We start from the raw sequence: 26,426 nt of genomic DNA, 5'->3' as shown, positions 1-26,426 counted from the left end.
TGCGCGAATGTAGTGATCCTCTGGCATGGCTGCAGGGTCAGCGGGCATTGGCGGTGATGTCTGGGCCATGCTTCAATCTCCAATAAGGTTGTACATGTGAGTGGGCACGCGAAATAGAAAAGTTCAGTCCATTGAGCCTATGGAAAACCCCTACCCTTTCTGTCGAGGCGCAGCAAGGGCTGCACTTTCTCCATGTTGTTTTGTTGGTTTCTGTGTCGCGACCACCAATCAGCAAGCACTGGCCTTTCAGGATCGTGGCCTGCTTCGTACTATCAAGCGCTTGATTAATGGGTAGGCCGTCCTCACAAAGCTCTTTCTCGAACGATTAGCCAGCGGCCGCCTGAGTTGCTCAACTCCAATATTTTTACGTTAGTAGCGTTGATACCGTCAGATTCATAAGACTGCTCGAATCTGACATGAGCACCTGACTGCTTCAGCTCAACCTGGAGTTGGCTTACTCGAACGCGAATGAACTTACGCTGCTCGATGCGGATGCGACGATCCTTGGCCCAGTCTTGGCGTGATTGACCGTTCAGCCGGCGTAAAGTCGGCCGAGTATGCATCCAGATAACGGGTGATATCGCGCCTGCTCCAAGCTTCAGCCCACGCGGTAATCGCGCGCCGGATGGCTGCGGTCTCCGCCTCCTGAGTGCTGTTCTCGAGCCCGTCAGCAGTGCTTGACAGGGTTGGCGTTGGCGTTGGCGTTGGCGTTGGCGTTGGCGTTGGCGTTGGCGATGGCGATGGCGATGGCGATGGCGATGGCGATGGCGATGGCGATGGTGGTAGTGATAGTGATGGTTGTGGCTCAGGCTTGGCTACCAGGGGCTGCAAGGTCATGGCCTCAGTCGGGATCTGCGCAGATCGAGCCACCGCGAGGTTGGGGGCGCCCATCGAGACAATGCGTGGCGTGATCAAAAACATGCGCTTCCTGCGCTGCTGATCCACCCGGGTGGAACGAAACAACGCGCCCAGCTTGGGTATATCTCCCAGGAGCGGGACTTTCTCCATGCTGTTTTGCTGGGTTTCTGTGTCGTAACCGCCAATCAGCAAGCTCTGGCCCTCCAGGATCGTGGCCTGCGTGCTGATGGTGGTGCGCTGAACCACGGGCAGATCCAGGCCGGTGCGGTCCACCAGAGCCCCGTCTTCGATGTCTATGACAAGCTGAATCTCTGTCTGGCCAGCCTCAGTGGTGACGATGCGCGGCGACACCTTGAGCATGACGCCCACTGTGACGGGCGTGAGATTGGCCACGCGTTCGCCAGTCACCTTTGTATAGAAGGTCTGGCTCAGGTCTATCAAGGCGCTTAGGTTGTCGGACGTGAGAATGGAGGGCTTTCCCGCCACATAGGCATCGCCTGTGGTTTCCAGGAAGCGTATGCGGGCGAGCAACGCAGACGCTTGATCGGCCACTACCGTGGTCGCTGTGGCGGCGCCCCGGTAGCCCAGCGACAGCACGCCAGGCGCTACCGGCTGAGTGGCGACGCCGAAGCCCGCGCTAACGTTGCGGAGGTTCGCGCTCCAGTCAATTCCCAGCTCTTCCAGGCGCGACTTGTTGACATCTATGGTGATGGCCTCAATCTCAACCAAGCCAACAGGCGTGTCCAGTGCAGCAATAAGGGCCTGGTAGCCTGCAATCAGATCGGCAGGGCCTTTCATCACGATCGCATTAAGTCGAACGTCGGCCTCGATGGTGACCCCCCGGCCCGAGAGCAACTGGGGCCGGCCGGGTGCTGTGGTTTCGGCGGCACTGACAGGTAGGGTGGACGTTTCGCCCTGCCCCCCTGCGGCACCCGCATCGGGGCTCGAACCGGAAGGCGGGCTTGCGGCCCCGCCGCCTCCGATGGAAGGCGCCGGCTTCAAGGACTCAAGCCGAGAAGCACTGTCCTGCCCATTCGCATTTTTCACCAGCACATCGGAGCGGCTGCCACCCAACGCTTGCAGCAAGCTCTTAATGCCAGGAATGAGGGTGGTCTTGTCGCGAACGGTGACCTGGCGGTCTTCGACGTTGGCATATTTCAACTTCCACACCACCATTTGCTGCCCGGTGGGTGCGGCCTGCACCGTGCGCATGGTTTTGGCAACCAGGTCGAGGTAAGCCGGTGGCCCTGTGACCACCACCATACCCTGTTCCGGCAAGGTAGCCCAGCCAAAGCGCTCATCCAATACCTTCAGGTCCAACAGGGCACGCTTCAGTCCTGGGATGGACTCGCGCGAAATGGCATGTGCCTGCGTGTCCCGTTCGGTCACGCGCGTCACGTGAACGGTGCCTGCGTAGTAAAACCAGTCCAGACCTGCAGAGGCCGTCACCGTGTTCAGGAACTCGGACGCTGATGATGCGCCCAGCCTGCCACTCATGCGAGTGGCAATGCCGGTGTCCATCTGAAGTTGTATGCCGAAGTTCGAACAGAACTCGGTCAGCATCTTCACGAGGGGGGTGTCATTCGCATGGTAGGCATACGAACTGCTGTCAAACGGAAGAGGTGAGGCGTCTGACCGAGGCATGAACCCCGTCGCCGCACACAGTACCAGCGCAGCCGCCAGCTTCGCGCAAAAACGGCCTTCCCCGTTCATGGTTTAAGCGCGGATCGCAATGCGGGCTGCACCCGCATGGCTTGGCGCACCGCTGTGGCCGACTTGGCTACGGGGTTGATCGCACTCCCCCAGTCATCGACCGAATTGAGGAAGTGCTCTAGCGCGGAAAGCGAGGCCGCAGGCCCTGCCCGGTCGGGCACCGCACACTGCAGGACAAGTGCATCGGCAAACAGACACAGCGTGTCGTGCCGAATCTGCATTCGCGACGTTGAAAACCGTAACGCCCTTTGGATGAGTGCGGAGCGGGCCGCGACAGATTCGGGCAAGACGGCCAGCGTTACTTCAAGCACCAGACGTCCATCTGGCAAAGCATGAATGTCCAGCCGCCGGCCACCGTCGTAGCTCAGTGAATAGCGGCCATCGGCACGGCACTGTGCCTGTGCGACGCCAAATTTCTCCAGCGCCCGAAACAGATTGGTGATGGCTTGCGTATGGCGCATTCAATGCTGCAGTGTTTCAAGCCACGTTTTTGAGCACGGAACTGACCATGTCGCGCAGCGACTTCATAAGCTCCGATGTCAGCTGGGTGGTTTCAGCCATTTCTGCCGTTTCACGCTGCACCACCAGCAAGTCCTGGCTGGACATATCACCCTGGCCTTGTATTTGCTGCAAGCGATCACGAAAACGCTCGGAAATGGTCTGCAGCATGGGCGTGAGCACGCTGTAGACAGAACCAATGTTCACGCCAGCGCCCGCAGGAGAAGTCGTGGAATCGTAGGTATTGAAAAGTGCCATGATCAAATAGTGGGTGGGTTGAAGGGGTACTACCGACGTGACGGGGCAAGGACCTGATGAGCCGCATCTATTGCAGACTTCAACAGCTTCAGCCCCATGTATTGCTTGGAATTCGCGCGCAGCATGGCGCGCTCGACCTCGAGGCTTGCATGGGCAATTTCTCGAGCCAGTTGCGCGCGGCGGCCGGGCGTCACGGGAAAAATATCTCCTGCACGCCCGGGCAATGACGGCAACAGCAGCGGGTCAGCGCGTTCATCGTCCATGGTCAAGCGTCCTCCTCTGAAACCATGCCTCATCCGTTGCGCAGGCGCATGAGCTGACGTATAGCCATGGCAACGCCGGCCACGAAGCCTGCCGCCAGCAAGCCAAGGAGCACCCAGATAGCCGTGGCCGACCCCGGGTCAACCTTCATGAACAACACCTTGGAAAAGGCGGTGCCATGCGCCTCGTTCCCCGCTTCACCATTAGCCACAGGCACCAGTGCCACGGCGACACGCTCCAGGGACAACCCCGGAATGCCGCTCGCCACCAAGGCCCGCACCGGCACCACGACGTTTTCCACCCCGTATCCCTTGCGAAACTTCAGAAAGACCGAGGCCGAGGATGGCGTGGAGGGGTCCATGGGTCCGATTCGTTCGGGCAGCACGACGTGCACACGGGCCGCGACCACCCCGTCGATTGAAGTCAGTGTGTGCTCCAACTCCTGCGCCAGCGCATACAGATACCGCGCCCGCTCCTCCAATGGTGAGGAGATGAGGTTTTCTTTCTTGAACACATCACCGAGCTTGGCACGCCGCTCGCGCGGCAAACCGTTCTGGCGCAGGATTTCCAACGCCTGCGCCACCGAGCCCGACTCAACCATGATGCCGCGCCCCGTTTTGCTGGTCGTCTTGGTGGCGGAAATGTTGGCTTCAAGCAAAAGCCCGAGCACTTCATTGGCCTCGGCGTCGTTCAGTTCGCTCACCAGATTGATGGAAGCAGAGCAAGCAGCCAGAATGCCCGCGACCGCCACCCCCAAAAGGGGCCGCGTCCAATGCGCTAGGGTCTGCCAGGCTTTTTTGATCATTGTGTGTGGGATAGCTGATCTACGGTTTTAGCGGCCTGCTTGCCCAGCAGAGAGGCATACTCGACCTGCAATGTGAACATCTGCAAATGCATTTGCCTCTGGAGCAGATCGACGCTGTTGAAACCAATGGACGGATTGATCGGCGCCAGCACGCTCTTCCAGTGATCCTCCGCGCCCCGACCCATTTGCCCTATCGACTTCAAGATGGCATCACCCATAGTGGGAGGACGGTCAGAAACAAGAGCAGTCGAAACGCCGGTGGCAGGGGAGCCCGAGCGCATGCGGTCTGCATACATGGCAGCAAACGAAACAGCATCCGCATTATTCGCACGTCTTGGTCCCGATGCTTTCTGTAACAAGTCCGAAGACGGCGCTTGATCCACAGCAGGGTTGCTCAATAGACTCATGACGAAGCTCCATTCCGCAAAACAATATCCAGCAGCTCGATCAACGCTCGACTTTCAGGCACCTTTAGCAAACCTTGCGCCACCTCGGCAGCGGCAGCTTCGAACCTCGACTGGAGCAACTCAATCAACGCTAGCCCCACGTAAGGAAACTCACTCTCCGATCGAAATTCCTTGAGCACCGAGAAAATTTGATGCGCCCTCGGCCAATCTTTTTGATCAATGGCCAGAAAGCCGACCTCAGTCAACAACCTAGCCAACCCTGGGGCAAGCACACCCGCCACGCACAATGCCTCAATGTTCCGGGTGGGATGAGCTATCTTTACGTTGTACATGAGCTGCAAAATTGAAATTCACGATGTGAGTGGGAAGGGATGAAACGAAAGTTCAGCAGGGGCGCCATTTTTTTATTTTTAGTTTCTTCTGTTGCACGGATAAACTCCAGTGTTGCAGGTAACCACTCATTTTTGAAGCCCGTTTCTAGCTCTACTTGTCACAGCTCCATGTCTCCTGCTGCCCCTCACCATATTCACGGCATTGACACCAACCGACTGAGCGAGCGCGCTCGCCAGCTGTTGTTGAAAGTCACATTTCCCGCAGAACGCGGGGCAGACACTCCAAACCTTGGGCACTCCTATGTCCTGGCCTGGACACTGCTCTCCATACCTGTAACGCGCTTGCAGCGATTCGCCGACCACGTGGGTGTATTGGGTGCGGCGGCCACCTTGCGCAAGGTGCTGGATGGAAGGCGCATGGCCATCTTCCGTGAAAAGCTGGGGCAAGAGCTGTACCTTTTCGGCATGCTGCGCGCACCCCTCGTCGGCATGTTGGCCGTTCCGCCATACTGGTTCGAAGACCCGGAGCAAGCGGGCACAGCCGTGCGCGAAGCTGGCAGGGCCGCATTGCACGCCTATTGCCATGGCATTGAATGCGACCATCCAATGCTCGCCGCGCGCTTGTCCGCCCGGCTAAATACATTCGATCGCGACGCGTCGACCCCTCGTCTACTTGTGATGGCGCCCAGTGGCGCCCTCTTGCAGCGTGTGCTGCGGGAAGCCGAGCCCATTCTGGCGGGTGCGCTCGATGCCCCCGGAGAGGCGGCATGAAATCGGGAAAGATCATTCGTCGCGAGGATGCCAGCTGCCTGCGTCTGGCATCCAGCATTTTGACCGATGCGAAAGCAGAAGCTGCGCAATTGCTGGAAGCGGCGAACCATCAGGCAACCGAGCAGGCTGAGAATATCCGCCGCGAAAGTGCAGAAGCTGCCGCCCAGGAAAAATCCCGCCTCCTATTGGAGGCCATCGCCATTCGGGATGCATACATGGCAGACATCGAGCAGGAACTCGTGAGCGTCGTCATCAATGCGGTTCGGTCGATCTTTTCTCAGTACAGCGACCATGAACGCGCCACACTGGCCGTGGGCAAGGCGCTCAAAGCCCTACGCCAGGAAACGCAGGCCACGCTGCACGTTCATCCGAACCACTACGATGCCCTCTGCGCAGCTGTCACCGACCTGCTGCGAGAATCACCGCCGCTACAAACGCTGGTTGTGGAAAGGGACTCACGCCTCAAACCCGGCGCGTTCATACTGAGTAGCGACATGGGACTGGTTGAAACAGATTTCGAATCCCAGCTGCGTGCCATCGAGAATTCGTTGACCCGCAGCGTCATAACCTCGAGCGAGGCCGGTTCTGGAATTCCGGGGCGATTCACATCGTCGGAGGATCTGAAGCGTTGATCGTTCCCGGTGTCGTCAAAGCTTGGGAGTCATTGGGTGCGTTGGCCAAACTCAATCCCAATGATCCGAAAGCAGCCTGGCTTGGGCCCTTTGAGCAAAGTCGTGAAGGCTTGGTGCTAGGTGAAGGAGCGGCATGTCTTGTGCTGGAGAGTGAGAGCCACGCGCAAGCGCGAGGTGCCCAGATACTGGCCCATTGCTTGGGCTATGCCCAGGTGAATGATCCTGACTAGGGAATCCTCCCCTTTTGCAAGGGTCGTAGAAGTAGAAACGTTACGCAGCCATGGCCAGTCGCTGCTTTGGTGTAAATCCGCCCAAGGCTATATTGGGTCGGTCATGGTTGTAAGACCACATCCACTTCGTTGCAAAGTCCTGGACTTCTTCTTTCATGCGCGCCATCATCGGCACGTCCATGCCGCCGTATTTGGCTCGCCACTTGTAAAACGTCGCGGTGCTGATGCCCAGCTCCCGGAAAATGTCGGGCACCGCAAAGCCCGCTTTGACCCGTTTGACCGCATCCATGATATGGCTGTCGGTGAACTTTGACTTCCTCATGTAGAACTTCTTCCGTTGGAAAAAATTCTACTTCTCAGACCTTGGGTTCTAGGGGACGATTACCTGCATGCCCGTGTAATCCTAGAAACCTGGAGAAAGGAATACAACGAGCAAAGACCGAAGAGCTCACTGAGCAGCCTAACACCGGTATCCTGTAGAAAAACACAACTACAGCAAACAATTAAATTAACAACGGCCTACACAGCCCAGCGCTACTGATAATGGGACGTTGACTAGACGGTGTTATGGCGCGTGTACTGCCAAGCCAAACTAAATCCGCACCCGGCTGGGTGCGAAGAAACTACACAGACCCAACAGGCAGCCCCCCTCCAAGCGAGTCAGCAGCTCAACAACGGCCAAATTGTCACTAAATGCCGAACGCGTGATGGTCAGCGGGTTGGTCTGTCACCTTCAATATTATTGACGAATTCAAACAGAAAAGTCTACGCACTGAGATTGATACCACCTTGCCCACTACTCTGGGGAGGGTCTGCACAAAAGCGACGTCCCCCCATATTTGAGTAGCAAATGATGTTGGAGTCCAATCCCATACGACAGGAGATTGGACGTGAAGAAGAGATTTACGGAAGAACAAATCATTGGCTTCCCTCGGGAAGCCGAAGCGGGTCTGGCGGTGGCGGAGCTTTGCCGCAGGCATGGCTTCTGCGGGGCCAGCTATTACCTCTGGCGCAGCAAGTTTGGCGGCATGAACGTATCCGATGCCAAACGCCTCAAAGAGCTGGAGACCGAAAACGCACGTCTAAAGAGGCTGTTGGCCGAAGCTATGCTGGAGAACGAGGTGACGAAAGAAGCCTTGATAAAAAAGTGGTGAGCGCACCGGCCAGACGTGAACTGGTGCGCCACATGGTCAGCCATGGACTGAGCGAGCGTCGCTCCTTGCGCGTTATTGGCATGAGCGCGAGTGCCTACCGTTATGAGCCAGCTCAGGATCGCAACTGCGCACTCAAGGAAAAGATCATCGCCTTGGCCCAGCGGCATCGCCGCTACGGTGCAGGCATGATCTATCTGAAGCTGCGCCAGGCCGGTGAACTGGTCAACCACAAGCGCGTGGACCGGCTGTACGCCGAAGCAGGCTTGCAAGTGAAGAAGCGCAAGCGCAAGAAGATCCCACTGGCAGATCGGCATCCATTGGAGCGCCCCACGGCAGCTAACCAAGTGTGGTCGATGGACTTCGTGTTTGACCGCACGGCAGAGGGGCGCAGCATCAAGAACCTGACGGTAGTGGATGACGCAACCCATGAGGCCGTGGCGATCGTGCCGGAGCGTGCATTGGGCGGGAATCAGCTCGTACGCATCCTGGAGCAACTGAGCACCACGCGAGGCTTACCCAAAGCAATCAGGGCCGACAACGGGAAAGAGTTCTGCAGCCGGGCCGTAACCGGTCACTGTCCGGCGTTATTGCCTACGTTACCAAACCGTGTAATGGTGAACGCAATGGATTCTCGGCGAAGTGCTGCTTCCATTGACGAGGCGTCAGTTCTGAAACTCTGGAGGCGGGGTGGTGGCCTACGCGTTGCAAGACATCAACCAGGTAGGTGTAGGGGTCAATGTCATGTAAACGGCATGTCACGATCAGGCTCTGCATGATGCCCGCGCGCTTGGCGCCCACCTCCGTCCAGCAGAATAACCAATTGCGCCTGCCCATTGGTATCGCGCGCAAGGCGCGTTCCAGATGGTTCGTATCCATGGCCACATCCGCATCGCCCAGAAACACCTGCAGTTGCGCGCGGCGCTCGCGTGCATAGGCCAATGCCTTGGTCAACGGATTGCTGGGCAGGAAGCCTTGCCGCTCGAACTGCAAATCCACCCATTCAAAGAAGTTCTGCACCAGCGGTTTGCTGTGGCTTAGACGGTGCTCTCGTTTGGCATCCCCGTAGAGGTCACGTTCACGAATGGCTTCTTCCTGGGCGTAAATCTCGCCAATTTGCTGCAGCGCCTGGCCAGCGGCCTGTGGCTCGGCCCCTAGAGCTTCAAAGAAGCCACGCCTGCAGTGCGCCCAGCATTGGGCATGCGTAATGCCGGTCTTGGCAGCGTAACGTGCATAGGCCTCATAGCCGTCAGTGAGCAACACGGCATCTGTGGCCCCTGGCAGCCCCAATGCCTGCTGTACGTGCTCGTGGCGGCGCGACTCGAAATAGGCAAAGCACACCTCATCGAGTTCGCCGTACACAGGCCAGAAGTAGGCCGCCTTCATCTTGCCGGGCCCACTGCGCCCGGCCTTGATGGGGGTCTCGTCCATTGCCTTGACCCGGCTGTTGCGGATCGACTCGAGCTGCGTGTCGTAAATCGGCTCCAGCAGGGAAATGGTCTTTTGCGCCAGTTGCGTCAGCCACGCCCGGCTGAGTTTGAAGCCCGCTTGGCTCAGGCGCTGGTGCTGCCGGTACAGCGGAATGTGCCAGGCAAACTTGTCAACAACAACGCCTGCGAGCAAGCTCACGTCAGCGCGGCTGCCCTCAATGATGCCTGTTGGCGCGCCCGCACAGTGCAGGGTTTGCGTGTCGTGGCGCTTGATGACAGAGCGCACATACTTCAGCACCACATAGGCACCGGGGCGCTGTGCCAAGCGGTGGCTGACCTTCTGGCTGACAACCTCGTACTGATCGGGCGAGAGGTCTTTGGTCTCGGGGTTGGCCAGCTCGATGGTGTGCACGGGCACCTTGGTTTCGTCAAAGAACGATGCGGGCGTGCCCTCGTCGGCAAAGTTGCTGCGGGGTTTGCGTCGCTGGTGTGCAGGGATGGTGTTGGAGTCGGAGTCGGCTTCGGGCGCATCAGTGGCAGGGAGGTCGCCCAGGAGTTGCCCCAGGTGCATTTGCTGCGCATCGGGCAAGGGTGCAAAGCGCTCGCTCTTCTTGCCAAAGAGTTGGCGTTTGAACCATTCGAGCTGCTGCTCCAGCGCGCTGATGCTGGCGGCCTGTGCTTGCAGTGTCTGCGCGATGCTCTGCGGCGACAGCCCCATGACCGTTTCGACGGTAAATGTGGGAGTGCTGGTATTGGGCATCGACATGGGCCTTATCTTGCGGCCTTTAGGGACAAAGCAAAAGAGTGCTTCTCCGGATTGAAAATGGGCACATCGTCACCTCCGCGCAGGGTGTTGGTAGCGTTTGTGGCGTCGGCGCACTTCGATGCCTTCGAGCATCAGTTTGAGCGCCGTGCAGTCGATCTCGCCACTGCCGCCTTGAACGCCTTTACGGGAGAACTTGCCGCTCTCCAAACGCTTGCACCACAGGCACCAGCCGCTGCGGTCAAAGTACAGCACCTTCATCTGTGTTTGCCGCCGGTTGATGAAAACAAACATGTGTCCGGCCAGCACATCCACTTCAAACCCCTGGCGTGCCAGAGCGTACAAGCCGTCGTAGGACTGGCGCATATCGGCAGCTTGGCCATACAGGAACACGCGAATGCGGCCCTCGGGAAAGAACATTACCGGCGTACCAGATGCAAACTCATGCCCGAGCCGAGTTCGATGCGTAACTCCATGGCTCCATTGCCGCTGCCGTGCACTCCAGCAAGGTCGCCCAGATCAACGAACGCCGCCTTCGGCACGGTGGTGGGGGCTACCTTGTTCGTTCGCAGCGGGGACGCGATTCCCCTCTGTTTATTCCTAAGCGTGCGTCGGCGAGCAAGGCTGCTGCGACTGATGCCTTCGCGGCTGCAAAATTCATCTATCGTCAATCCAGCGCGGTCAAAACGATCCAGTACCTCAGCCCAAGTCTGTTCACTCAACACTGCACGCCTGAGCACGCTCTGCGTCTCTTCCATATCCGACCCCGTCCTGTTTGTTGATCAGGGCGCATTCTTTGGTACCTGCAATCAGTTCGCAAGAACGCCGGACAGTGACCGGTTACGCCGGGCCATGCTGACATGGGCCCATGCACGGGGTGTTCAGTTATTTCTGATCGAACCCGGCAAGCCCAACCAGAACGCCTATATCGAATCATTCAACGGGCGATTCCGCGATGAATGCCTGAATGAGCACTGGTTCACCAGTCTGCCGCATGCCCGTGTGATCGTTGAAGCATGGAGGAAGGAATACAACGAGGAGAGACCGAAGAGATCACTGGGCGGACTGACACCGGCCGCCTATGCAAAAACACTGATTCAGAAACCAGTTAAATTAACCCCGGACTCCAAACCCAAGTGCTACTGAAACTGGGGGACGTCGCTTCTTGGCCTGGTGCATCTCGGGGTCTCGCTCGCCCTCTTTGTTCTTGGTCGAGCTGGGCGCGGCGATCAAGGTGGCATCGACCACCGTGCCAGTCTTGAGCATCAGGCCCTTCTTGGCCAGCGTGGCGTTGATGGCGGCCATGATCTGAAGGCTCAGATCGTGCTCTTCGAGTAGGTGGCGAAAGCGCAGGATGGTGCTCTCGTCAGGCAGGCGGCTCAGGCCCGGGTCAAGCTGGGCGAACTGGCAGTAAAGAGGCACGTCGTGCAAGGCCTCTTCCATGGCCGGATCGCTCAGGCCGAACCACTGTTGCATGAAGTGAAGGCGCAGCATGGTCTCCACGGCAAAGGGCGGCCGGCCTGTCTTGCCAGACGGCGCGTGCGGCTGGATCAGCCCCACCAATTCCGCCCAAGGAACCACCAGGTTCATCTCGTCAAGGAACTCACGCTTGCGAGTGCGCTTGGTGGCCAACTCGAAACCAGCTGTGGCAAGGCTTTGTTGTTTCATGACCGTTTAACGCATGAGCTCGCCATCGGCTGACTTATGCAGACCTTCCCTAGTCATCAGGCCATTTAACGACCTCGTAGTGTCGCGCAATGCACAGCTGAACATCCCTCAGGACAGATGCCTTTGAATTAATTGAATATGGGCTGGCAGAATAGACTAAGACCAAGTGTGTAGACCCGATCACACCCAGTCTCGCAGGCCCACACAGAACGCATATGTCGAGATATATCAACAGGATATTACAGCACAGAAGCGCTGAACGTTTGGAATTTGATTTAATGACAGCGGGAGGACCTACGACTGTAAACTGATTGCGGCGCAACAGGCACTTGGGTCAGTTGTTCGGGTCAAAGCCAATGTAACAAATTTCTAGGCGCATCCTACTGGGAATTTAAGAAATAAAAATCACTCTACCTCAGTCTAGTAAAGCGTAATTGCACGCAAGGACTCAGAGAAATTTCACATGGGGCCTCAAAATACACAAATACCAACGGTAGGATAAATACAAAAGTCAGCAGAAATGATCCGATAAAGGGCTTGATATTTTACAAATCTCATTACCGCAATCTTTGATTCAGAGCCGATGTAGGCATAAAAGCGGGAAGGTCACTCAAGAATCTCAACGCAACATTCGCGGCCCTACTATTATGGCATGCCTTAAAAATATCTAATTTGTCGAGATGCTCTTCAGTCTCAATATAGTTACTGCTATGCCTAAGATCATATAGTTCAACTAACGCTCGATGAGTCGGCCCGAAAGTTATTGGAACATCATCGGCAAGTAAAGGGAGAACCACATCCGATATCGGGCTGAATGCAGAGGATGATTCGGAAAGAATCGCCAAAATATAGGGAAGCGATTCAACATGCAAGGAATCCAGTTTTATCTTCACATCTTTAAGTAAGAGTTCTGGTTTAAAGATGATTTCATTTGATAGAAAAGACTTGCTAGCACCTTGTGAGCAGGAATTTGGATTTTCACTAAAATAGCGGATTTCGTCTTCCACTTCAATAAATGCATGAATTACTTCTGGATCGTACATTGAGCCCGAACGTTCAATTAGTACATCTAGCGCACTATCATGTGTCAAGCTTTGGCCTCTAAGGCAGCTAAAAGTCGCAATGTCATATGCTTCTGCAACTGCCAAAATTCGAGCTGTGATCGGTATAAATTCCCCACTTAAGCCAAACGGATAACCAGAGCCATCCCATAACTCCCGATGAGAACTAATAATTTCCTTTGCTAACCTAAAAAAACCTAAGTTGAAACCAAGACAACTTTCAACCTCCTCAAAAAGATCTAGCCCGAGTAGCGGATAGGTCTTCAATAGACTCGACTCGTTGGGTGTAAGCGGCTGCGTTTTATTGATAATGTCATTTGATATGCAGGCTATACCCACATTGTACAACGGAACAAGTTTAGACAAAAAATCAACATTACAAAGACTAAGAGATTCTTTATACTTCTCGTTCCCACTTAATTGATTTGCCAAAGTTTTTACATATTGCTGCAGTCTTTGATGTTTCTGGAAACAAGGATCGATGAGCAATAGAATTGAAGGTAAAAGAGCCTGTATAATTGAAGCTATCGCTTCCGCGCTTTCGCTCCAATGTGAAGTAGGTTCATTTGCAATATAGTTATTTGATGCATTTGATATACTCACCAAATAATTCTGCATTATGCGAGAGCAAATTTGCGCAGTATATATACCTCTTTCGCTTGGTTTAAAACCAAATATATTCTTGTAGCTCACTGCGTTGGAGCCCCCAACCTGACCTGTAATGCAGCCACCATAAACAGATCGATTTCGAGCGGGCAAACTCGACTTTAAATCGCGCTGATTGCCTGTATTTGGATAATCATCTTTTTTCGCATGAATTTGACTCGTAGAATTGATACTACTCGCGCCAGAGGCAAAAAATGGATCAGACATAAATAAGCTAAACAAAAAATCTTAATATGGTTGAGAACTTCCTTAAATGCAAAGGATGGCAGACTTCCCCATCATCTGAATCTTCATATTCATATTCATATTCATATTCATATTCATATTCATATTCATATTCATATTCACAGCAGAATTTTTGCATAAATATCATGATTTGTTGCGATTCAACCCGCACTTAGCCAATGAAGGATTTTTTTTGTATCAAAGGGTTTGGAGAAATAAGCATCTGCACCATATTTCTCGCCAACCTTGATATCTTTTTCTTTATCTCGTACGGTAACCATAGCAACCAATATATCTTTTAGGACTGGATCGGTTTTAATGGAGTTCAATACGTCCAAACCATCTAGCTCTCCCGTCATCATGATATCAAGCAAGACGGCGTATGGCTTTTCACGCTTAATTATTTCTAGTGCCTGAATGCCATTACACGCTTCAAATACCTCATAACCAGCCACAAGGTGAATTGAAAGGAGTTTGCGATTTATCTCTTTGTCGTCGACAAGCAGAACTTTTTTCATTTTTCCTATCCTTCCTTTAGATTTCTCGATCAGCCAGATTTAGTGCAATCTCATTTAAATACTCTATCTCTTGCCGAGATAATGAAAATGTTATAGGGAGATCCGAGTTAATACCTGAATGTACATTGACTCCACCGGTTGGTTTCAGCACGGTGTTTCTTGGCTTACTTAAAGAATCATTAATTTTCAAATAATTGCAAATTGGCAACATTAACAAAAACGAATAAATATCCGAGCGAGGACAGTTACCAACTCTACATTTGAGCACCTCAAGCTGTCCTCCATGCAGATTTGTTATCAGGCTTGCTAAATCCAGCAATATGGTGGAATTTAAGTGCGGTAACACCTGCAATTCAGGCTCACCAATTTGCTTTAGACGATCTCCTCCTCCGACATTACCGCTCAATGCAACAAATTTTTTATCGCCTGGCAGCATTTCTACGTCTATTTTAAGCGGTAGATTTCCAGTTGGAAATGAATCAAATAAAATCTGAAGAGCTATTTTCAACAAACCATATTTGCTTTTAATATAAATTGGACCATCTTGATTACAAGCACTGTGTCGGCAAAGTTTAATTTCTCTATGCCGCAACAGCTGCTCTTTAATTGCAGACTCAATCAAGTCAATCAACGAAATAGACTCGTCATAGTAATCAAAAGTTTCAAGCAAATTTAATTTTGAAAATTCCATTTTTGTAGTTTTAGGCTTCCTGCATTAATCTTTGATGCTCACACATAATTATCTGACTTACCCAAAGTCAAATTAGATCTGCCTAGATAAATTTGGGCTACTGGACATGCTGCACGCATGTGTTATAATATCATTTTTAGCCAATATAAATATACTATATTCGTCATTTTAAAGCTTGCAATTTCTTTCATTCTTTGAGATTTTAAAAGTTAATTTTTTGCCGATTTTTAAGAACTGCAAGTTTTAATTACGAGATTAATTTGTAAATTAAAATTTACATGCCGAAAGTAACTACACTGAAATCTAGGTATTTGAAAAATAATTAGCCCCGCAAAACCTCCTCAACTCGCATGGATGTTAGGGAGGGTCTGCACAACAGCCTCAGGAGCTGCCGTTGAGGGGGACTTGTTCACATGATGAAACCGCCGCCGAATTTGGCGTCAATTTCCCCTTCTACGGGCATGTTTTAGCCCCCATTCGGGCTCTTGCCCGAATTGCGGGCGCACTCATGCCTGCAGGTCCTGCAAAATTCGTTTGCCCACCATCCACAGGTTCGATAGCGCGAACAGCGTGACCAGTTGCGCTGTGTTCTTGGCCAGACCCCGGTAGCGCACCTTGACGTGGCCAAACTGGCGCTTGATCACTCGAAACGGATGCTCGACCTTGGCGCGCACGCTGGCCTTGAGCTTTTCAGCTTGCTCAAGCAAGGCACCCCAGCCAATGCTGGCCAAGGCACGACGCTTGCCCGGACGCATGGCCACTTGCCACTGGACAGCGGTGGCCTCCGGGCGCTTGCCGGCACCCTGGTAGCCCGCATCGGCAAACACCACGCTCTCCTGGCCATGCAGCAGACCATGGCCTTGTGTGACATCGCTCACGCTTGAATCGCCCCGGATTTACTAGACACCTCCGAGCCGTTGGAAATAGCGTTTCTCGAACTCTACCGGCGAGATGTCGCCAGCGGTATTGTGCCGACGCTTGGGGTTGTAAAACATCTCGATGTAATTGAAGACATCGGCCCTAGCGTCTTGCCGGGTGAGATAGATCTGACGGCGAACGCGTTCGCGCTTGAGCAACTGGAAGAAGCTCTCGGCCACCGCGTTGTCATGGCAGTTACCTCGCCGACTCATGCTGCTGATCAAGTTGTGATCGCGCAAAAAGGTTTGCCAAGCATGTCCTGTGAACCGGCACCCTTGATCTGAATGCACCAGTACCGATTCCTGGGGCTGTCGGCGCCACAGCGCCATCAAGAGTGCATTGAGCACCAAGTCTGTATCTATTCGACTGCCCATGGACCAGCCAATGACCTGTCTGGAGAATAAATCGATCACCACGGCCAAGTACAGCCAGCCTTCATGTGTACGGATGTAGGTGATGTCCGTGACCCAGGACCTATTGGGCTGATCCGGGGTGGACTGCCGATTCAGGTGATTGGGGGCAACCACAGCAGGTTTGCCGCCGCGTGCACTTGAGCGGCGCCGGTACCCTGTTTGTGAGCGTATACCTTCGCAGCGCAACAGTCGGGCAACACGGTGCTTGCCGCATTGCTCGCCCAGGTCGCGCATATCCAGCGTGAGTTTGCGATAGCCGTAAACGCAGCCGCTCTCCAGCCAAGCCTGCTTGAGTAGCCCCAGCAGGCGTTGGTCATCTCGACGCTTCTCACCGATGGGTTCACGCCTCCATGCGTAGTAGCCGCTGGGATGCACATCCATCACCGCACACATCCTGCGCACGCTATGGGCACGTTCGTGGCGCTGGATAAACGCGTACCTTACCCGGATAGCTTGGCAAAGTACGCGGCCTTGGATTCAACCGGTCATTGCAACGTAACCGGTCACTGTCCGGCGTTCTTGCGAACTGATTGCAGGTACCAAAGAATGCGCCCTGATCAACAAACAGGACGGGGTCGGATATGGAAGAGACGCAGAGCGTGCTCAGGCGTGCAGTGTTGAGTGAACAGACTTGGGCTGAGGTACTGGATCGTTTTGACCGCGCTGGATTGACGATAGATGAATTTTGCAGCCGCGAAGGCATCAGTCGCAGCAGCCTTGCTCGCCGACGCACGCTTAGGAATAAACAGAGGGGAATCGCGTCCCCGCTGCGAACGAACAAGGTAGCCCCCACCACCGTGCCGAAGGCGGCGTTCGTTGATCTGGGCGACCTTGCTGGAGTGCACGGCAGCGGCAATGGAGCCATGGAGTTACGCATCGAACTCGGCTCGGGCATGAGTTTGCATCTGGTACGCCGGTAAGTAACCGGTCACTGTCCGGCGTTATTGCCTACGTTACCAAACCGTGTAATGGTGAACGCAATGGATTCTCGGCGAAGTGCTGCTTCCATTGACGAGGCGTCAGTTCTGAAACTCTGGAGGCGGGGTGGTGGCCTACGCGTTGCAAGACATCAACCAGGTAGGTGTAGGGGTCAATGTCATGTAAACGGCATGTCACGATCAGGCTCTGCATGATGCCCGCGCGCTTGGCGCCCACCTCCGTCCAGCAGAATAACCAATTGCGCCTGCCCATTGGTATCGCGCGCAAGGCGCGTTCCAGATGGTTCGTATCCATGGCCACATCCGCATCGCCCAGAAACACCTGCAGTTGCGCGCGGCGCTCGCGTGCATAGGCCAATGCCTTGGTCAACGGATTGCTGGGCAGGAAGCCTTGCCGCTCGAACTGCAAATCCACCCATTCAAAGAAGTTCTGCACCAGCGGTTTGCTGTGGCTTAGACGGTGCTCTCGTTTGGCATCCCCGTAGAGGTCACGTTCACGAATGGCTTCTTCCTGGGCGTAAATCTCGCCAATTTGCTGCAGCGCCTGGCCAGCGGCCTGTGGCTCGGCCCCTAGAGCTTCAAAGAAGCCACGCCTGCAGTGCGCCCAGCATTGGGCATGCGTAATGCCGGTCTTGGCAGCGTAACGTGCATAGGCCTCATAGCCGTCAGTGAGCAACACGGCATCTGTGGCCCCTGGCAGCCCCAATGCCTGCTGTACGTGCTCGTGGCGGCGCGACTCGAAATAGGCAAAGCACACCTCATCGAGTTCGCCGTACACAGGCCAGAAGTAGGCCGCCTTCATCTTGCCGGGCCCACTGCGCCCGGCCTTGATGGGGGTCTCGTCCATTGCCTTGACCCGGCTGTTGCGGATCGACTCGAGCTGCGTGTCGTAAATCGGCTCCAGCAGGGAAATGGTCTTTTGCGCCAGTTGCGTCAGCCACGCCCGGCTGAGTTTGAAGCCCGCTTGGCTCAGGCGCTGGTGCTGCCGGTACAGCGGAATGTGCCAGGCAAACTTGTCAACAACAACGCCTGCGAGCAAGCTCACGTCAGCGCGGCTGCCCTCAATGATGCCTGTTGGCGCGCCCGCACAGTGCAGGGTTTGCGTGTCGTGGCGCTTGATGACAGAGCGCACATACTTCAGCACCACATAGGCACCGGGGCGCTGTGCCAAGCGGTGGCTGACCTTCTGGCTGACAACCTCGTACTGATCGGGCGAGAGGTCTTTGGTCTCGGGGTTGGCCAGCTCGATGGTGTGCACGGGCACCTTGGTTTCGTCAAAGAACGATGCGGGCGTGCCCTCGTCGGCAAAGTTGCTGCGGGGTTTGCGTCGCTGGTGTGCAGGGATGGTGTTGGAGTCGGAGTCGGCTTCGGGCGCATCAGTGGCAGGGAGGTCGCCCAGGAGTTGCCCCAGGTGCATTTGCTGCGCATCGGGCAAGGGTGCAAAGCGCTCGCTCTTCTTGCCAAAGAGTTGGCGTTTGAACCATTCGAGCTGCTGCTCCAGCGCGCTGATGCTGGCGGCCTGTGCTTGCAGTGTCTGCGCGATGCTCTGCGGCGACAGCCCCATGACCGTTTCGACGGTAAATGTGGGAGTGCTGGTATTGGGCATCGACATGGGCCTTATCTTGCGGCCTTTAGGGACAAAGCAAAAGAGTGCTTCTCCGGATTGAAAATGGGCACATCGTCACCTCCGCGCAGGGTGTTGGTAGCGTTTGTGGCGTCGGCGCACTTCGATGCCTTCGAGCATCAGTTTGAGCGCCGTGCAGTCGATCTCGCCACTGCCGCCTTGAACGCCTTTACGGGAGAACTTGCCGCTCTCCAAACGCTTGCACCACAGGCACCAGCCGCTGCGGTCAAAGTACAGCACCTTCATCTGTGTTTGCCGCCGGTTGATGAAAACAAACATGTGTCCGGCCAGCACATCCACTTCAAACCCCTGGCGTGCCAGAGCGTACAAGCCGTCGTAGGACTGGCGCATATCGGCAGCTTGGCCATACAGGAACACGCGAATGCGGCCCTCGGGAAAGAACATTACCGGCGTACCAGATGCAAACTCATGCCCGAGCCGAGTTCGATGCGTAACTCCATGGCTCCATTGCCGCTGCCGTGCACTCCAGCAAGGTCGCCCAGATCAACGAACGCCGCCTTCGGCACGGTGGTGGGGGCTACCTTGTTCGTTCGCAGCGGGGACGCGATTCCCCTCTGTTTATTCCTAAGCGTGCGTCGGCGAGCAAGGCTGCTGCGACTGATGCCTTCGCGGCTGCAAAATTCATCTATCGTCAATCCAGCGCGGTCAAAACGATCCAGTACCTCAGCCCAAGTCTGTTCACTCAACACTGCACGCCTGAGCACGCTCTGCGTCTCTTCCATATCCGACCCCGTCCTGTTTGTTGATCAGGGCGCATTCTTTGGTACCTGCAATCAGTTCGCAAGAACGCCGGACAGTGACCGGTTACTCTGGCGCTGACCGGCGCCCAAATAGGCCCACAGCCTGCTGGTGTGCGTGGTGTCCTTGTTGGCATCACGCAGTCGCACCGTGGTGTCGTCGCTATGCAGGCGTGGTGCCGACAAGGTGTGCGCAATCAGCGGCGCCCGCAGGACCTCGAGCAACTCGGCACTGCCAAGCTTCCAGTCATCCAAGGTGGAGCGCGGCACGGGAAAACCATGGCGTCCAAAAATCATGGACTGGCGGTTCAGCGGCACGTGGTCGGCAAAGGTGGCCGTCAGTATCTGTGCCAGCAGGCTGGCGTCGGCATTGCACTTGGGCAATGGCGATGGTTGTGCATAGGCCGTGCGCACCGTGCTCTGACCGTCCTTGGTGCAGGCTTACTTGATGCGGGCATGCTCCAGCACCACCAATCGTGCTGGTGTGTACTGCAGGGTTTCGCTCACTTCCTCGCCGATGGGTTTTACGCTATCGAACTCGGCCATCTGTTGGTCATCGAGGTGGTACTCGATGCGTTGGCGTGGCAGGTCCTTTGGCAATGCAGGGCGGCCCTTGCGTTGGCGCTCGTACGAAATATTTTGCTTGACCACGGGTGGTAGTGGCAAATCGAGTATCTCGGCGAAGAGATCGGTCTGCGTGCTCAGGTGTTCACTGCTGGAGACAAACTGGGCATGACGCAGCTTCAAGATCTGCTGATGCATGGCCTCAATGGCGGCGCCATATTGCGCATGCAGTTTGACCAGGAGCCCCTTCAAAACTGCACAATCATCAGGCAGTATGTCGACGTTCAAAGGAGCCAGAGCGAGCAACTCCTATTAACGTTTTAGGAGTGCAGACGTTGACGAAATCAGAGGAGAAATCGGCAATAAAACACGCTGTGTCAGAGAGCGGAAATTACCCGCCCAAACGGCTCAACTGACGCGCGTTGCGTTCACCGTTTTGAAGCAGCTTTGCGCAATCGGCATGCCCTCCATCCAAGCCGACAACTGCGCCATGTTCAGGCCTGCCTTGGCGATCTCGCCGGGGTGTGCAAAGCGCGCACCTTCCAGGCGCTTGTACCAAAGTGCAAAGCCGGTGCGGTCCCAGTAGAGGATCTTGACGCGGATGCGGTGGCGGCACAAAAAGACAAAGAGATGGCCCGAAAGCGGGTTGGCGTTTAACAGGGGCTCCACCAGAACGGCCAGTGCATCAATAGACTTGCGCATGTCCACCGGATGCTCGCAGATCCATGCGCAGGTATTGGAGTTCACCAGCATGGCCAGCCCTACCGAAAGCCGCCGCTGCTCAGGCGCTCGGTGATGATGCGCATGACACGATCGGCATAGTGGCCGCTGAGGACCACATCAACGCCACCGAGTTTGATGGCTATCTTGGCGTCGTTGCAGTGATGTTCGGCATCACTTCACGTTGCAAGCGGAGCCGGCGCAGTGGCCGCACTGGCCTGCACCGACTCCAGCGGCACAGCCAGGAAACCGGGCAGCGATTGGGTCTCTGGCTGGGGTGCTGGCATTGCGGACTGCGCCTGCTGCTTCAACGCCTTGCGCCATTGGAAAAGGTCGCCTTAGCAAACCCGCGCTCAAGACAGAACTGGCTCAGGCTGAGCCCTGAAGTCTCTTGATCACGCACTGCTTGTTGCCAGAATTCTTTGCCATGCCGGATCAATGGTGTGCTGGGCCGGCGCTGGGCGACTTCAAAAAAGTTGGGGATTGGTTGCATGTGGCTGACGATGCCAGCGATGGTCTACCGCCGCAAGATGGGGATTCCCGGCCAGTTAGGCTAAATACGCCCATCCCCTCTACAGGGACTTCCAGTTAAGTCAAGAGCGGTATTTTTCTAACTCTCGCAAACCGATATTGGAAATATGACCAGTTAACGTTTGCTCTGGAGCGACACCAAGCAAGGACAGACTGCACATCTACAGGCGGGCTTGTTTCGGTGAGTTTCACCGAGGCCCCAGATACGAACCGCTCAGCAGGACTCCATTCGAAAAGCGTGATCAGGCACTGCCTGCCACTGAGGGAATGTCGAGTTCATCTGCTGCCGGTCTGACCTGTGGTGAGCATCTTCGAGCGCACGTCTGTTGGCTAAAAATCAACATGTTGGTTGCGTGATCTAGCTGTGCCTACGCGGCTGACACCGCACCTGGATAGGTTGGGACGTGATTGGGGTCGAACGTTGTTCCCCTTGTCAACACGCTCCAAAGTATTCTGGCGTTTTTGTTGGCCAGCGCGACGACAGTCTTTTGCCAGCCAATGCGCTCCTTGAGTTGCAACAACCACTTACTGATTCGGTCACTGCGCTTGCCTGCACTCATGACGGCGGACTTCGCGCCCTGAATAAGCAGGGTTCGCAGGTAGGTGTCGCCTCGCTTGGTGATGCGGTAATCCCCCCAATTTCCACCGGACCTAAAAGTAGAACGGTTATGCAGCCATGGCCAAGTGCTGCATTGGGGTGAAACCGCCCAGGGCCATATTCGGGCGGTCGTGATTGTAGGACCACATCCACTGCGTGGCGAAGTCCTGAACTTCTTCAATACTGGACCAGTAATACTGGGATAGCCATTCGTATCGAACAGTCCTGTTAAACCGTTCGACATAGGCATTCTGCTGTGGCTTGCCCGGCTGGATATATTCAAACCGGATGCCCCATTCCTCGGCCCAGTTCTGGATGGTGCCACTGATGTTCTCGGGCCCGTTGTCACATCGAATCACTTGCGGCTTGCCACGCCAGGAAATGATCTGCTTCAATGCTCGGATCACCCGCTCCGACGGCAGCGAGAAGTCCACCTCAATGCCCAGCGCCTCACGGTTGAAGTCGTCGATGACATTGAACAAGCGCAGGTTACGGCCGTCCTCCAGCTTGTCGTGCATGAAGTCCATCGACCAGACCTGATTGATGGCCTCTGGCACAGCCAAAGGCTCGGGCTTCTCACGCACCAAGCGCTTCCTAGGCTTGATACGTAGGTTCAACTCCAGCTCACGATAGATGCGGTACACGCGTTTATGGTTCCACCCGAAACTCTTCACATTGCGCAGATACAGGTAGCACAGGCCAAAGCCCCAGTTGCGGTGGTTGTCCGTCAGCCGCATCAACCAATCAGCGATGAGTTCATTCTCAGCGTTTTGCTTGGACTCGTAGCGGTAGCAGGATTCGCTGATTGAGAACACGGAACAGGCGACCCGTATGGCAAGCCCACGCTGCTGCACGACTTCTTTGGCCATCTCGCGCCGGCGAGACGGCCGGCTTACTTTTTTGCGAGGTACTCGTTGGCGATCTCGGCCTTGAGTTTCTCTTCCAGATACATCTTCTTAAGCCGCCGGTTCTCGTCTTCGAGTTCCTTCATGCGGGCCATCATGGATGTGTCCATGCCACCAAACTTGGCACGCCACTTGTAGAACGTGGCGGTGCTGATCCCCAACTCACGACAGATATCAGGAACCGGCAAACCGGCTTCAACACGCTTCAATGCAGCCATGATCTGGCTATCCGTAAATCTCGACTTCTTCACGTAGAACTTCCTTCTTAGAAAATTCTACTTCTCGGTCCTTTGGTTTATCGGGGGGATTACCATGCTGTCTCGCGCAGTATGAAAAAGCCCGTTTTCGCGCGTGAAAGTTGCTCAATTGTCAGCGGAAGTGGTTAGTCCTGGCGAAAGTGGCCTGGCCAGAAAGGGCCGACTTTCGCGCGCGAAAGTGACTCCTAAGCCTCCCGACGAAAGGTATTGCCACAGTTGCGGAATCGGGTTCTTTGTTGCTAATACGCGTGATTGGGTTTATCGGTGGGAGGAATACGAGACGGTTATTCCGTCTGTTTCAGGGATGTTCTGTCCTGCGTGTGGCGATGTATTCACCCAGGGTGAGCACACGGCCCGTTTGGAGGGTTTACAAACCGAGTTCCGAAAGAAGATGGTTAAGGAACGTCAATCGCGGCAGTGACTTTCGCGCGCGAAAGTGGTTACTTCATTTCTTTCTTTCTTTCTTTCGTTATGCAGGGGCTCCCATCGGGTATGTGACTTTCGCGCGCGAAAGTTGGTTTTCGCGGCGACTACAAATGGTTGCGCCTTTGTAAGTTCCGATTCGAGAGGCAGAAAGGGAATTGTTGTTTACTGGACGTCATGGAGCGTGGGTCGTACAATGGATCCGTTAGTCTTAGGACTTGCGGGCGAGAGCTTCCCCCTAGGGACGTACGATAGTTTTGGAAAGCCCGCCTTGTGTGGGCTTTTTCCATAACGGTGTGGTTTCCAACTGTGCAGGTTGCACTGCAAACTCTCGTCTCTGACTTTGGTAGCAAGGAATACATGAGAGATCGTGACCATGGCCAAGCAATGACCGAGATGTACAAGAATGACCCGGCATTTGCGGTTCTGTCCCTTCAGCAGGCGGTTGCAGACGGTACTCTTTCGGATATTTACTTGCTTGCGCAACATCTTCCTTGCCGTGAAAAGCTTTTCGAGGTTTTGGCCGCCTATGGCCCATCTTTCGCGTTGACTGACGCTGACCGGGTTACGCTTTATTCACGCTTGGTTGAACTTCAATTGCTTTAGTTCGCGGCGACACTGGTCGCGTACCCTTCCCATTTCTCGCGTCCTGAAAGACAAACAGGGTCTTTGCGTACCAACCATGCCACCAGAGCCCATGTAGCGGTGAACAGTCCGGGGGACTGTTCATGAAGGCGGTAGCGTGAAGAAAATCGGCCTAAGCCGATTTCAGGCGTATCCCGCCTGAAAGCATGGGCGAACCAGAAACCGTTGAGCAAGTATTTGACATGTCGAGGTCTTAGCTGTACACTTAAACAGTACCCATTGGGTAGATTTCTAGACGACAATATATCCATCATGGCACTTGCTCCACTTTTTGATGAACGCCGTGCGGCTGAAGCTGCTGCGTTTCTGCTTTTTCGCGCGGGTGGGCGCTTGCCTTTGATCAAATTAATTAAGTTGATGTATTTGTCTGAACGACTGTCTTTGCAGCGTTACGGTGAGCCTATCACTGGTGATCGTCTTGTTGCTATGCCGAATGGCCCCGTGCTATCCATGACTTATGAGCACATTAATGGTGCCCGTCTTTCGATAGAAGGTGGCTGGGAGACTTGGATTGCTGATCGCGCAGGTCATGAAGTTGCTCTTCGAGATGAGAGCAAAATTCGCTCCCCTGAGCAAGATTTATTGAGGCTGAGTGACAGCGATCTCGAAGTTCTTGGTGAGACTTGGAATGAATTTGGTCACTGGGATCGTTGGGATTTGGTTAAATACACTCATTCAGATGCTTGCCCTGAATGGGAAGATCCTGACGGTTCAAGTCGACCCATTGCTTACGATGTGTTGTTCACCAAGTTGGGCTATTCCCAAGACCAAGCATCTTCTTTAATGAATCGACTTGCAGAGCAGCGACAGTTGAACGCTGCAATGTGCTGAACATATCCTGCTGATGGCTGAGTGGCAGTCTTCTCCAGGGCATACTTTACTTGTGCCCTCCGGGCCATCGGGCCTTCATCTCTTTGTCTTGATTTTGGGGCCTGTTGTTGTGCCCTCTTACGGTACGGCTCCGCAATTGTCTATTGTTAGTGCGACGAGTATTCGCGATGGCATTCCTCACGATCCGGCCTGTGAGCTTTATCCTGGCGAACATCCGTTTATTCAGCACCCAAGCTACATTGCCTATCGCCATTTGCGCATTGATAGTGCAGCGCACGTTGAGAAGATGATTTCAAGTGCTATGTGGGCACCCCACGAGCCGTGTGCAGACGTTTTGTTGCAACGAATAGTTGCTGGTGTTTGCAAGTCCAAGCTCACACCTCGCGAGTTCAAGCAGTTGTTTGGCTGTTTTTAGAACTGCATGCGGTTATTGATACGACTGTCAACCAATCGTCAACAGCATAGCTGGATAAAGCATATTTAATGCGGGCTTTTGGCCTCGAAAGTGCTTGATTTGCTGGGTATAGCAGGTGCAATGCAGGTCTATCGCACGGATTGGCTCTCCCGACATTCACCACGGTCCTTACCGCAAACAGAATATGACGACTCCGTTCACGCCAACTGGCATCACCTTATTCGGCAATCGTGAATCTGACCATAGCAACAAGGTACGTCTGGCACTGATTTTCGGACAGGTTCAACACGACGATGTTCATGTCGATATCTCTTTGCCGCATGAACAGCGACCAGAGCTATTTCGTACTTTGGCGCGCTTCAATGAGGTGCCGGTGCTGGTATGGGGAACCGAGAGTTTTGTGCAATCCGACACTATCTTGTGCTTGCTCGCCGAGAGGCTGAAATGCATGGGTGGCGAGAATCCACAGCGCATGGCGCGTGTGCGCGAATGGCTTTTTTGGGAAGCAAACCGTCTGGGCCTATCGTTGCCCAACCTCCGGTATGCACGCCAGTTCGCTCCGCAAGAGTACCCCAGTGGTACGCAAGAATGGCTGCTGGCACGGTATCAGCGAGATATACAGCGACTTGAAGCCGAACTGAGCGACGGACGAGCATTTATTCTCGACGAAAATTTGTCAGTGGCCGATTGCGCCCTCTGTGGATACCTGTTCTGGGCTGACGAAGTCGGACTCACGGTTCCTCCACACGTACGCGCTTGGCTGCAGCGTATTCAAAAGCTACCGGGCTGGCTGCCTCCAAGGGAGCTGATGAGCGCAGCGCTTTAGCCGGTTCTGAGCGCACTGGTCGCAAAAGACCCCTTTCTTTCAGAGGGGGAACCAGCTCGTTTTACCTTTTCGAATATGAAGGGACTTCCGCGATTGCACTGGCGCAACAAGATAGCCAAGAT

The 26,426-nt window shown here is 54.7% G+C and carries 31 protein-coding genes and 7 pseudogenes; 12 read left to right on the top strand and 26 right to left on the bottom strand.

What is annotated here, in order from left to right; translation table 11 throughout:
- Positions 1–474: 474 nt before the first annotated feature.
- From sctC to RAE19_RS18945, 7 genes are all read right to left on the bottom strand, one after another.
- A complete protein-coding gene (sctC, locus tag RAE19_RS18975) occupies positions 475–2,421 on the bottom strand; it encodes a type III secretion system outer membrane ring subunit SctC (RefSeq protein WP_313876455.1) in 1,947 nt (648 codons plus the stop codon).
- A gap of 146 nt (positions 2,422–2,567) precedes the next feature.
- Positions 2,568–3,032 carry a CesT family type III secretion system chaperone gene (locus RAE19_RS18970; RefSeq protein ID WP_313876391.1) on the bottom strand — a complete coding sequence of 155 codons (465 nt, stop codon included), beginning with the start codon at positions 3,030–3,032 and terminating at the stop codon, positions 2,568–2,570.
- Between the two features lie 16 nt (positions 3,033–3,048).
- The gene (locus tag RAE19_RS18965; protein ID WP_313876390.1) at positions 3,049–3,327 is read right to left on the bottom strand and encodes a hypothetical protein; all 279 of its coding nucleotides are present in this window, start codon (positions 3,325–3,327) and stop codon (positions 3,049–3,051) included.
- 29 nt (positions 3,328–3,356) lie between these two features.
- Complete coding sequence (locus RAE19_RS18960) at positions 3,357–3,590, bottom strand: hypothetical protein (protein WP_313876389.1); 234 nt, start codon at positions 3,588–3,590, stop codon at positions 3,357–3,359.
- A gap of 29 nt (positions 3,591–3,619) precedes the next feature.
- Positions 3,620–4,393 carry a type III secretion system inner membrane ring lipoprotein SctJ gene (sctJ, locus tag RAE19_RS18955; RefSeq protein WP_313876388.1) on the bottom strand — a complete coding sequence of 258 codons (774 nt, stop codon included), beginning with the start codon at positions 4,391–4,393 and terminating at the stop codon, positions 3,620–3,622.
- Complete coding sequence (locus RAE19_RS18950; RefSeq protein WP_313876387.1) at positions 4,390–4,800, bottom strand: hypothetical protein; 411 nt, start codon at positions 4,798–4,800, stop codon at positions 4,390–4,392. The genes sctJ and RAE19_RS18950 overlap by 4 nt, the downstream gene beginning before the upstream one ends.
- Complete coding sequence (locus tag RAE19_RS18945) at positions 4,797–5,132, bottom strand: hypothetical protein (protein ID WP_313876386.1); 336 nt, start codon at positions 5,130–5,132, stop codon at positions 4,797–4,799. Before RAE19_RS18945 ends, RAE19_RS18950 begins: the two co-directional genes overlap by 4 nt.
- Before the next feature lie 168 nt (positions 5,133–5,300).
- Here RAE19_RS18945 and RAE19_RS18940 point away from each other — a divergent pair, with 168 nt between their 5' ends.
- From RAE19_RS18940 to RAE19_RS18930, 3 genes are read left to right on the top strand one after another with little or no spacing between them, the layout of a single operon-like run.
- Positions 5,301–5,903 (top strand): hypothetical protein, encoded by a 603-nt coding sequence (locus RAE19_RS18940; protein ID WP_313876385.1) that lies wholly within the window; start codon positions 5,301–5,303, stop codon positions 5,901–5,903.
- Positions 5,900–6,535, top strand: coding sequence for a type III secretion system stator protein SctL (gene sctL / locus RAE19_RS18935; protein WP_313876384.1), 636 nt, complete (start codon positions 5,900–5,902; stop codon positions 6,533–6,535). The genes RAE19_RS18940 and sctL overlap by 4 nt, the downstream gene beginning before the upstream one ends.
- Complete coding sequence (locus RAE19_RS18930; RefSeq protein ID WP_313876383.1) at positions 6,532–6,765, top strand: hypothetical protein; 234 nt, start codon at positions 6,532–6,534, stop codon at positions 6,763–6,765. The genes sctL and RAE19_RS18930 overlap by 4 nt, the downstream gene beginning before the upstream one ends.
- Positions 6,766–6,913: 148 nt before the next feature.
- Here the strand turns inward: RAE19_RS18930 and RAE19_RS18925 are convergent.
- Positions 6,914–7,087 (bottom strand): annotated as a pseudogene (locus RAE19_RS18925) (transposase); the annotation flags it as partial.
- A 15-nt stretch (positions 7,088–7,102) separates the two neighbouring features.
- Between RAE19_RS18925 and RAE19_RS19510 the strand changes: the two are divergent.
- Together RAE19_RS19510 and RAE19_RS18920 are read left to right on the top strand one after the other, a co-directional pair.
- Complete coding sequence (locus RAE19_RS19510; RefSeq protein ID WP_430962587.1) at positions 7,103–7,306, top strand: integrase core domain-containing protein; 204 nt, start codon at positions 7,103–7,105, stop codon at positions 7,304–7,306.
- Between the two features lie 349 nt (positions 7,307–7,655).
- Positions 7,656–8,485 (top strand): annotated as a pseudogene (locus tag RAE19_RS18920) (IS3 family transposase); the annotation flags it as partial.
- A 25-nt stretch (positions 8,486–8,510) separates the two neighbouring features.
- On the opposite strand, the gene tnpC (RAE19_RS18915) reads toward RAE19_RS18920, so the two are convergent.
- From tnpC (RAE19_RS18915) to RAE19_RS18905, 3 genes are all read right to left on the bottom strand, one after another.
- The gene (tnpC, locus tag RAE19_RS18915) at positions 8,511–10,112 is read right to left on the bottom strand and encodes an IS66 family transposase (RefSeq protein ID WP_313872998.1); all 1,602 of its coding nucleotides are present in this window, start codon (positions 10,110–10,112) and stop codon (positions 8,511–8,513) included.
- A gap of 69 nt (positions 10,113–10,181) precedes the next feature.
- The gene (gene tnpB / locus RAE19_RS18910; RefSeq protein WP_313873004.1) at positions 10,182–10,529 is read right to left on the bottom strand and encodes an IS66 family insertion sequence element accessory protein TnpB; all 348 of its coding nucleotides are present in this window, start codon (positions 10,527–10,529) and stop codon (positions 10,182–10,184) included.
- Positions 10,529–10,867, bottom strand: a complete 339-nt coding sequence (locus tag RAE19_RS18905; RefSeq protein WP_313873005.1) for a hypothetical protein — start codon at positions 10,865–10,867, stop codon at positions 10,529–10,531. The genes tnpB (RAE19_RS18910) and RAE19_RS18905 overlap by 1 nt, the downstream gene beginning before the upstream one ends.
- A gap of 88 nt (positions 10,868–10,955) precedes the next feature.
- Between RAE19_RS18905 and RAE19_RS18900 the strand changes: the two are divergent.
- Positions 10,956–11,213, top strand: a pseudogene (locus RAE19_RS18900) (integrase core domain-containing protein); the annotation flags it as partial.
- Positions 11,214–11,270: 57 nt separating this feature from the next.
- Here RAE19_RS18900 and RAE19_RS18895 read toward each other — a convergent pair.
- The 6 genes and pseudogenes from RAE19_RS18895 to RAE19_RS18870 all read right to left on the bottom strand — a co-directional run.
- Positions 11,271–11,777, bottom strand: a pseudogene (locus RAE19_RS18895) (IS5 family transposase); the annotation flags it as partial.
- A gap of 557 nt (positions 11,778–12,334) precedes the next feature.
- The gene (locus RAE19_RS18890; RefSeq protein ID WP_313876382.1) at positions 12,335–13,711 is read right to left on the bottom strand and encodes an HD-GYP domain-containing protein; all 1,377 of its coding nucleotides are present in this window, start codon (positions 13,709–13,711) and stop codon (positions 12,335–12,337) included.
- Positions 13,712–13,890: 179 nt separating this feature from the next.
- Entirely contained in the window at positions 13,891–14,247 is a 357-nt protein-coding gene (locus RAE19_RS18885) for a response regulator (protein ID WP_313876381.1), read from the bottom strand.
- 16 nt (positions 14,248–14,263) lie between these two features.
- Positions 14,264–14,938 (bottom strand): hypothetical protein, encoded by a 675-nt coding sequence (locus tag RAE19_RS18880; protein WP_313876380.1) that lies wholly within the window; start codon positions 14,936–14,938, stop codon positions 14,264–14,266.
- Positions 14,939–15,444: 506 nt separating this feature from the next.
- Positions 15,445–15,822, bottom strand: a pseudogene (locus RAE19_RS18875) (transposase); the annotation flags it as partial.
- Positions 15,823–15,837: 15 nt separating this feature from the next.
- Positions 15,838–16,737: pseudogene (locus tag RAE19_RS18870) on the bottom strand (IS3 family transposase); the annotation flags it as partial.
- Positions 16,738–16,850: 113 nt separating this feature from the next.
- Between RAE19_RS18870 and RAE19_RS18865 the strand changes: the two are divergent.
- Positions 16,851–17,189 carry a hypothetical protein gene (locus RAE19_RS18865; RefSeq protein WP_313873005.1) on the top strand — a complete coding sequence of 113 codons (339 nt, stop codon included), beginning with the start codon at positions 16,851–16,853 and terminating at the stop codon, positions 17,187–17,189.
- A gap of 28 nt (positions 17,190–17,217) precedes the next feature.
- Here the strand turns inward: RAE19_RS18865 and tnpC (RAE19_RS18860) are convergent, their stop codons facing one another.
- The 9 genes and pseudogenes from tnpC (RAE19_RS18860) to RAE19_RS18820 form a co-directional block, all read right to left on the bottom strand.
- The gene (gene tnpC / locus RAE19_RS18860) at positions 17,218–18,819 is read right to left on the bottom strand and encodes an IS66 family transposase (RefSeq protein ID WP_313872998.1); all 1,602 of its coding nucleotides are present in this window, start codon (positions 18,817–18,819) and stop codon (positions 17,218–17,220) included.
- A 69-nt stretch (positions 18,820–18,888) separates the two neighbouring features.
- Positions 18,889–19,236 (bottom strand): IS66 family insertion sequence element accessory protein TnpB, encoded by a 348-nt coding sequence (tnpB, locus tag RAE19_RS18855; RefSeq protein ID WP_313873004.1) that lies wholly within the window; start codon positions 19,234–19,236, stop codon positions 18,889–18,891.
- The gene (locus RAE19_RS18850) at positions 19,236–19,574 is read right to left on the bottom strand and encodes a hypothetical protein (RefSeq protein ID WP_313873005.1); all 339 of its coding nucleotides are present in this window, start codon (positions 19,572–19,574) and stop codon (positions 19,236–19,238) included. Before RAE19_RS18850 ends, tnpB (RAE19_RS18855) begins: the two co-directional genes overlap by 1 nt.
- Before the next feature lie 51 nt (positions 19,575–19,625).
- The gene (locus tag RAE19_RS18845) at positions 19,626–20,003 is read right to left on the bottom strand and encodes an IS66 family transposase (RefSeq protein ID WP_313876379.1); all 378 of its coding nucleotides are present in this window, start codon (positions 20,001–20,003) and stop codon (positions 19,626–19,628) included.
- A gap of 27 nt (positions 20,004–20,030) precedes the next feature.
- Positions 20,031–20,405: a hypothetical protein gene (locus tag RAE19_RS18840; RefSeq protein WP_313876378.1), complete on the bottom strand. Its 375-nt coding sequence runs from the start codon at positions 20,403–20,405 to the stop codon at positions 20,031–20,033.
- Between the two features lie 156 nt (positions 20,406–20,561).
- The gene (gene tnpB / locus RAE19_RS18835; protein ID WP_313876377.1) at positions 20,562–20,906 is read right to left on the bottom strand and encodes an IS66 family insertion sequence element accessory protein TnpB; all 345 of its coding nucleotides are present in this window, start codon (positions 20,904–20,906) and stop codon (positions 20,562–20,564) included.
- Positions 20,907–21,180: 274 nt separating this feature from the next.
- Positions 21,181–21,366 (bottom strand): IS66 family insertion sequence element accessory protein TnpA, encoded by a 186-nt coding sequence (gene tnpA / locus RAE19_RS18830; protein ID WP_313876376.1) that lies wholly within the window; start codon positions 21,364–21,366, stop codon positions 21,181–21,183.
- A 406-nt stretch (positions 21,367–21,772) separates the two neighbouring features.
- Positions 21,773–22,099 (bottom strand): annotated as a pseudogene (locus RAE19_RS18825) (transposase); the annotation flags it as partial.
- A protein-coding gene (locus tag RAE19_RS18820) for an IS3 family transposase (RefSeq protein WP_313873731.1) occupies positions 22,071–23,158 on the bottom strand; the annotation gives its coding sequence in 2 pieces (ribosomal slippage) (positions 22,071–22,897 and positions 22,897–23,158; 1,089 coding nt in all). The pseudogene RAE19_RS18825 and the gene RAE19_RS18820, both read right to left, overlap by 29 nt.
- Positions 23,159–23,258: 100 nt before the next feature.
- Between RAE19_RS18820 and RAE19_RS19505 the strand changes: the two genes are divergently transcribed.
- From RAE19_RS19505 to RAE19_RS18800, 5 genes are all read left to right on the top strand, one after another.
- Complete coding sequence (locus RAE19_RS19505) at positions 23,259–23,585, top strand: type II toxin-antitoxin system MqsA family antitoxin (protein ID WP_430962586.1); 327 nt, start codon at positions 23,259–23,261, stop codon at positions 23,583–23,585.
- Positions 23,586–23,860: 275 nt separating this feature from the next.
- Positions 23,861–24,193: a hypothetical protein gene (locus RAE19_RS18815; protein WP_313876374.1), complete on the top strand. Its 333-nt coding sequence runs from the start codon at positions 23,861–23,863 to the stop codon at positions 24,191–24,193.
- A gap of 291 nt (positions 24,194–24,484) precedes the next feature.
- Complete coding sequence (locus tag RAE19_RS18810; RefSeq protein WP_313876373.1) at positions 24,485–25,063, top strand: Panacea domain-containing protein; 579 nt, start codon at positions 24,485–24,487, stop codon at positions 25,061–25,063.
- Between the two features lie 13 nt (positions 25,064–25,076).
- The gene (locus tag RAE19_RS18805) at positions 25,077–25,478 is read left to right on the top strand and encodes a hypothetical protein (protein WP_313876372.1); all 402 of its coding nucleotides are present in this window, start codon (positions 25,077–25,079) and stop codon (positions 25,476–25,478) included.
- A gap of 184 nt (positions 25,479–25,662) precedes the next feature.
- On the top strand, positions 25,663–26,304 hold the full coding sequence (locus RAE19_RS18800; protein WP_313876371.1) for a glutathione S-transferase family protein: 642 nt from the start codon (positions 25,663–25,665) through the stop codon (positions 26,302–26,304).
- Positions 26,305–26,426 lie beyond the last annotated feature (122 nt).

Source organism: Rhodoferax potami (assembly GCF_032193805.1).
Lineage (GTDB): Bacteria > Pseudomonadota > Gammaproteobacteria > Burkholderiales > Burkholderiaceae_C > Allorhodoferax > Allorhodoferax potami_A.
This window is presented reverse-complemented; position numbering and strand designations above follow the sequence as displayed.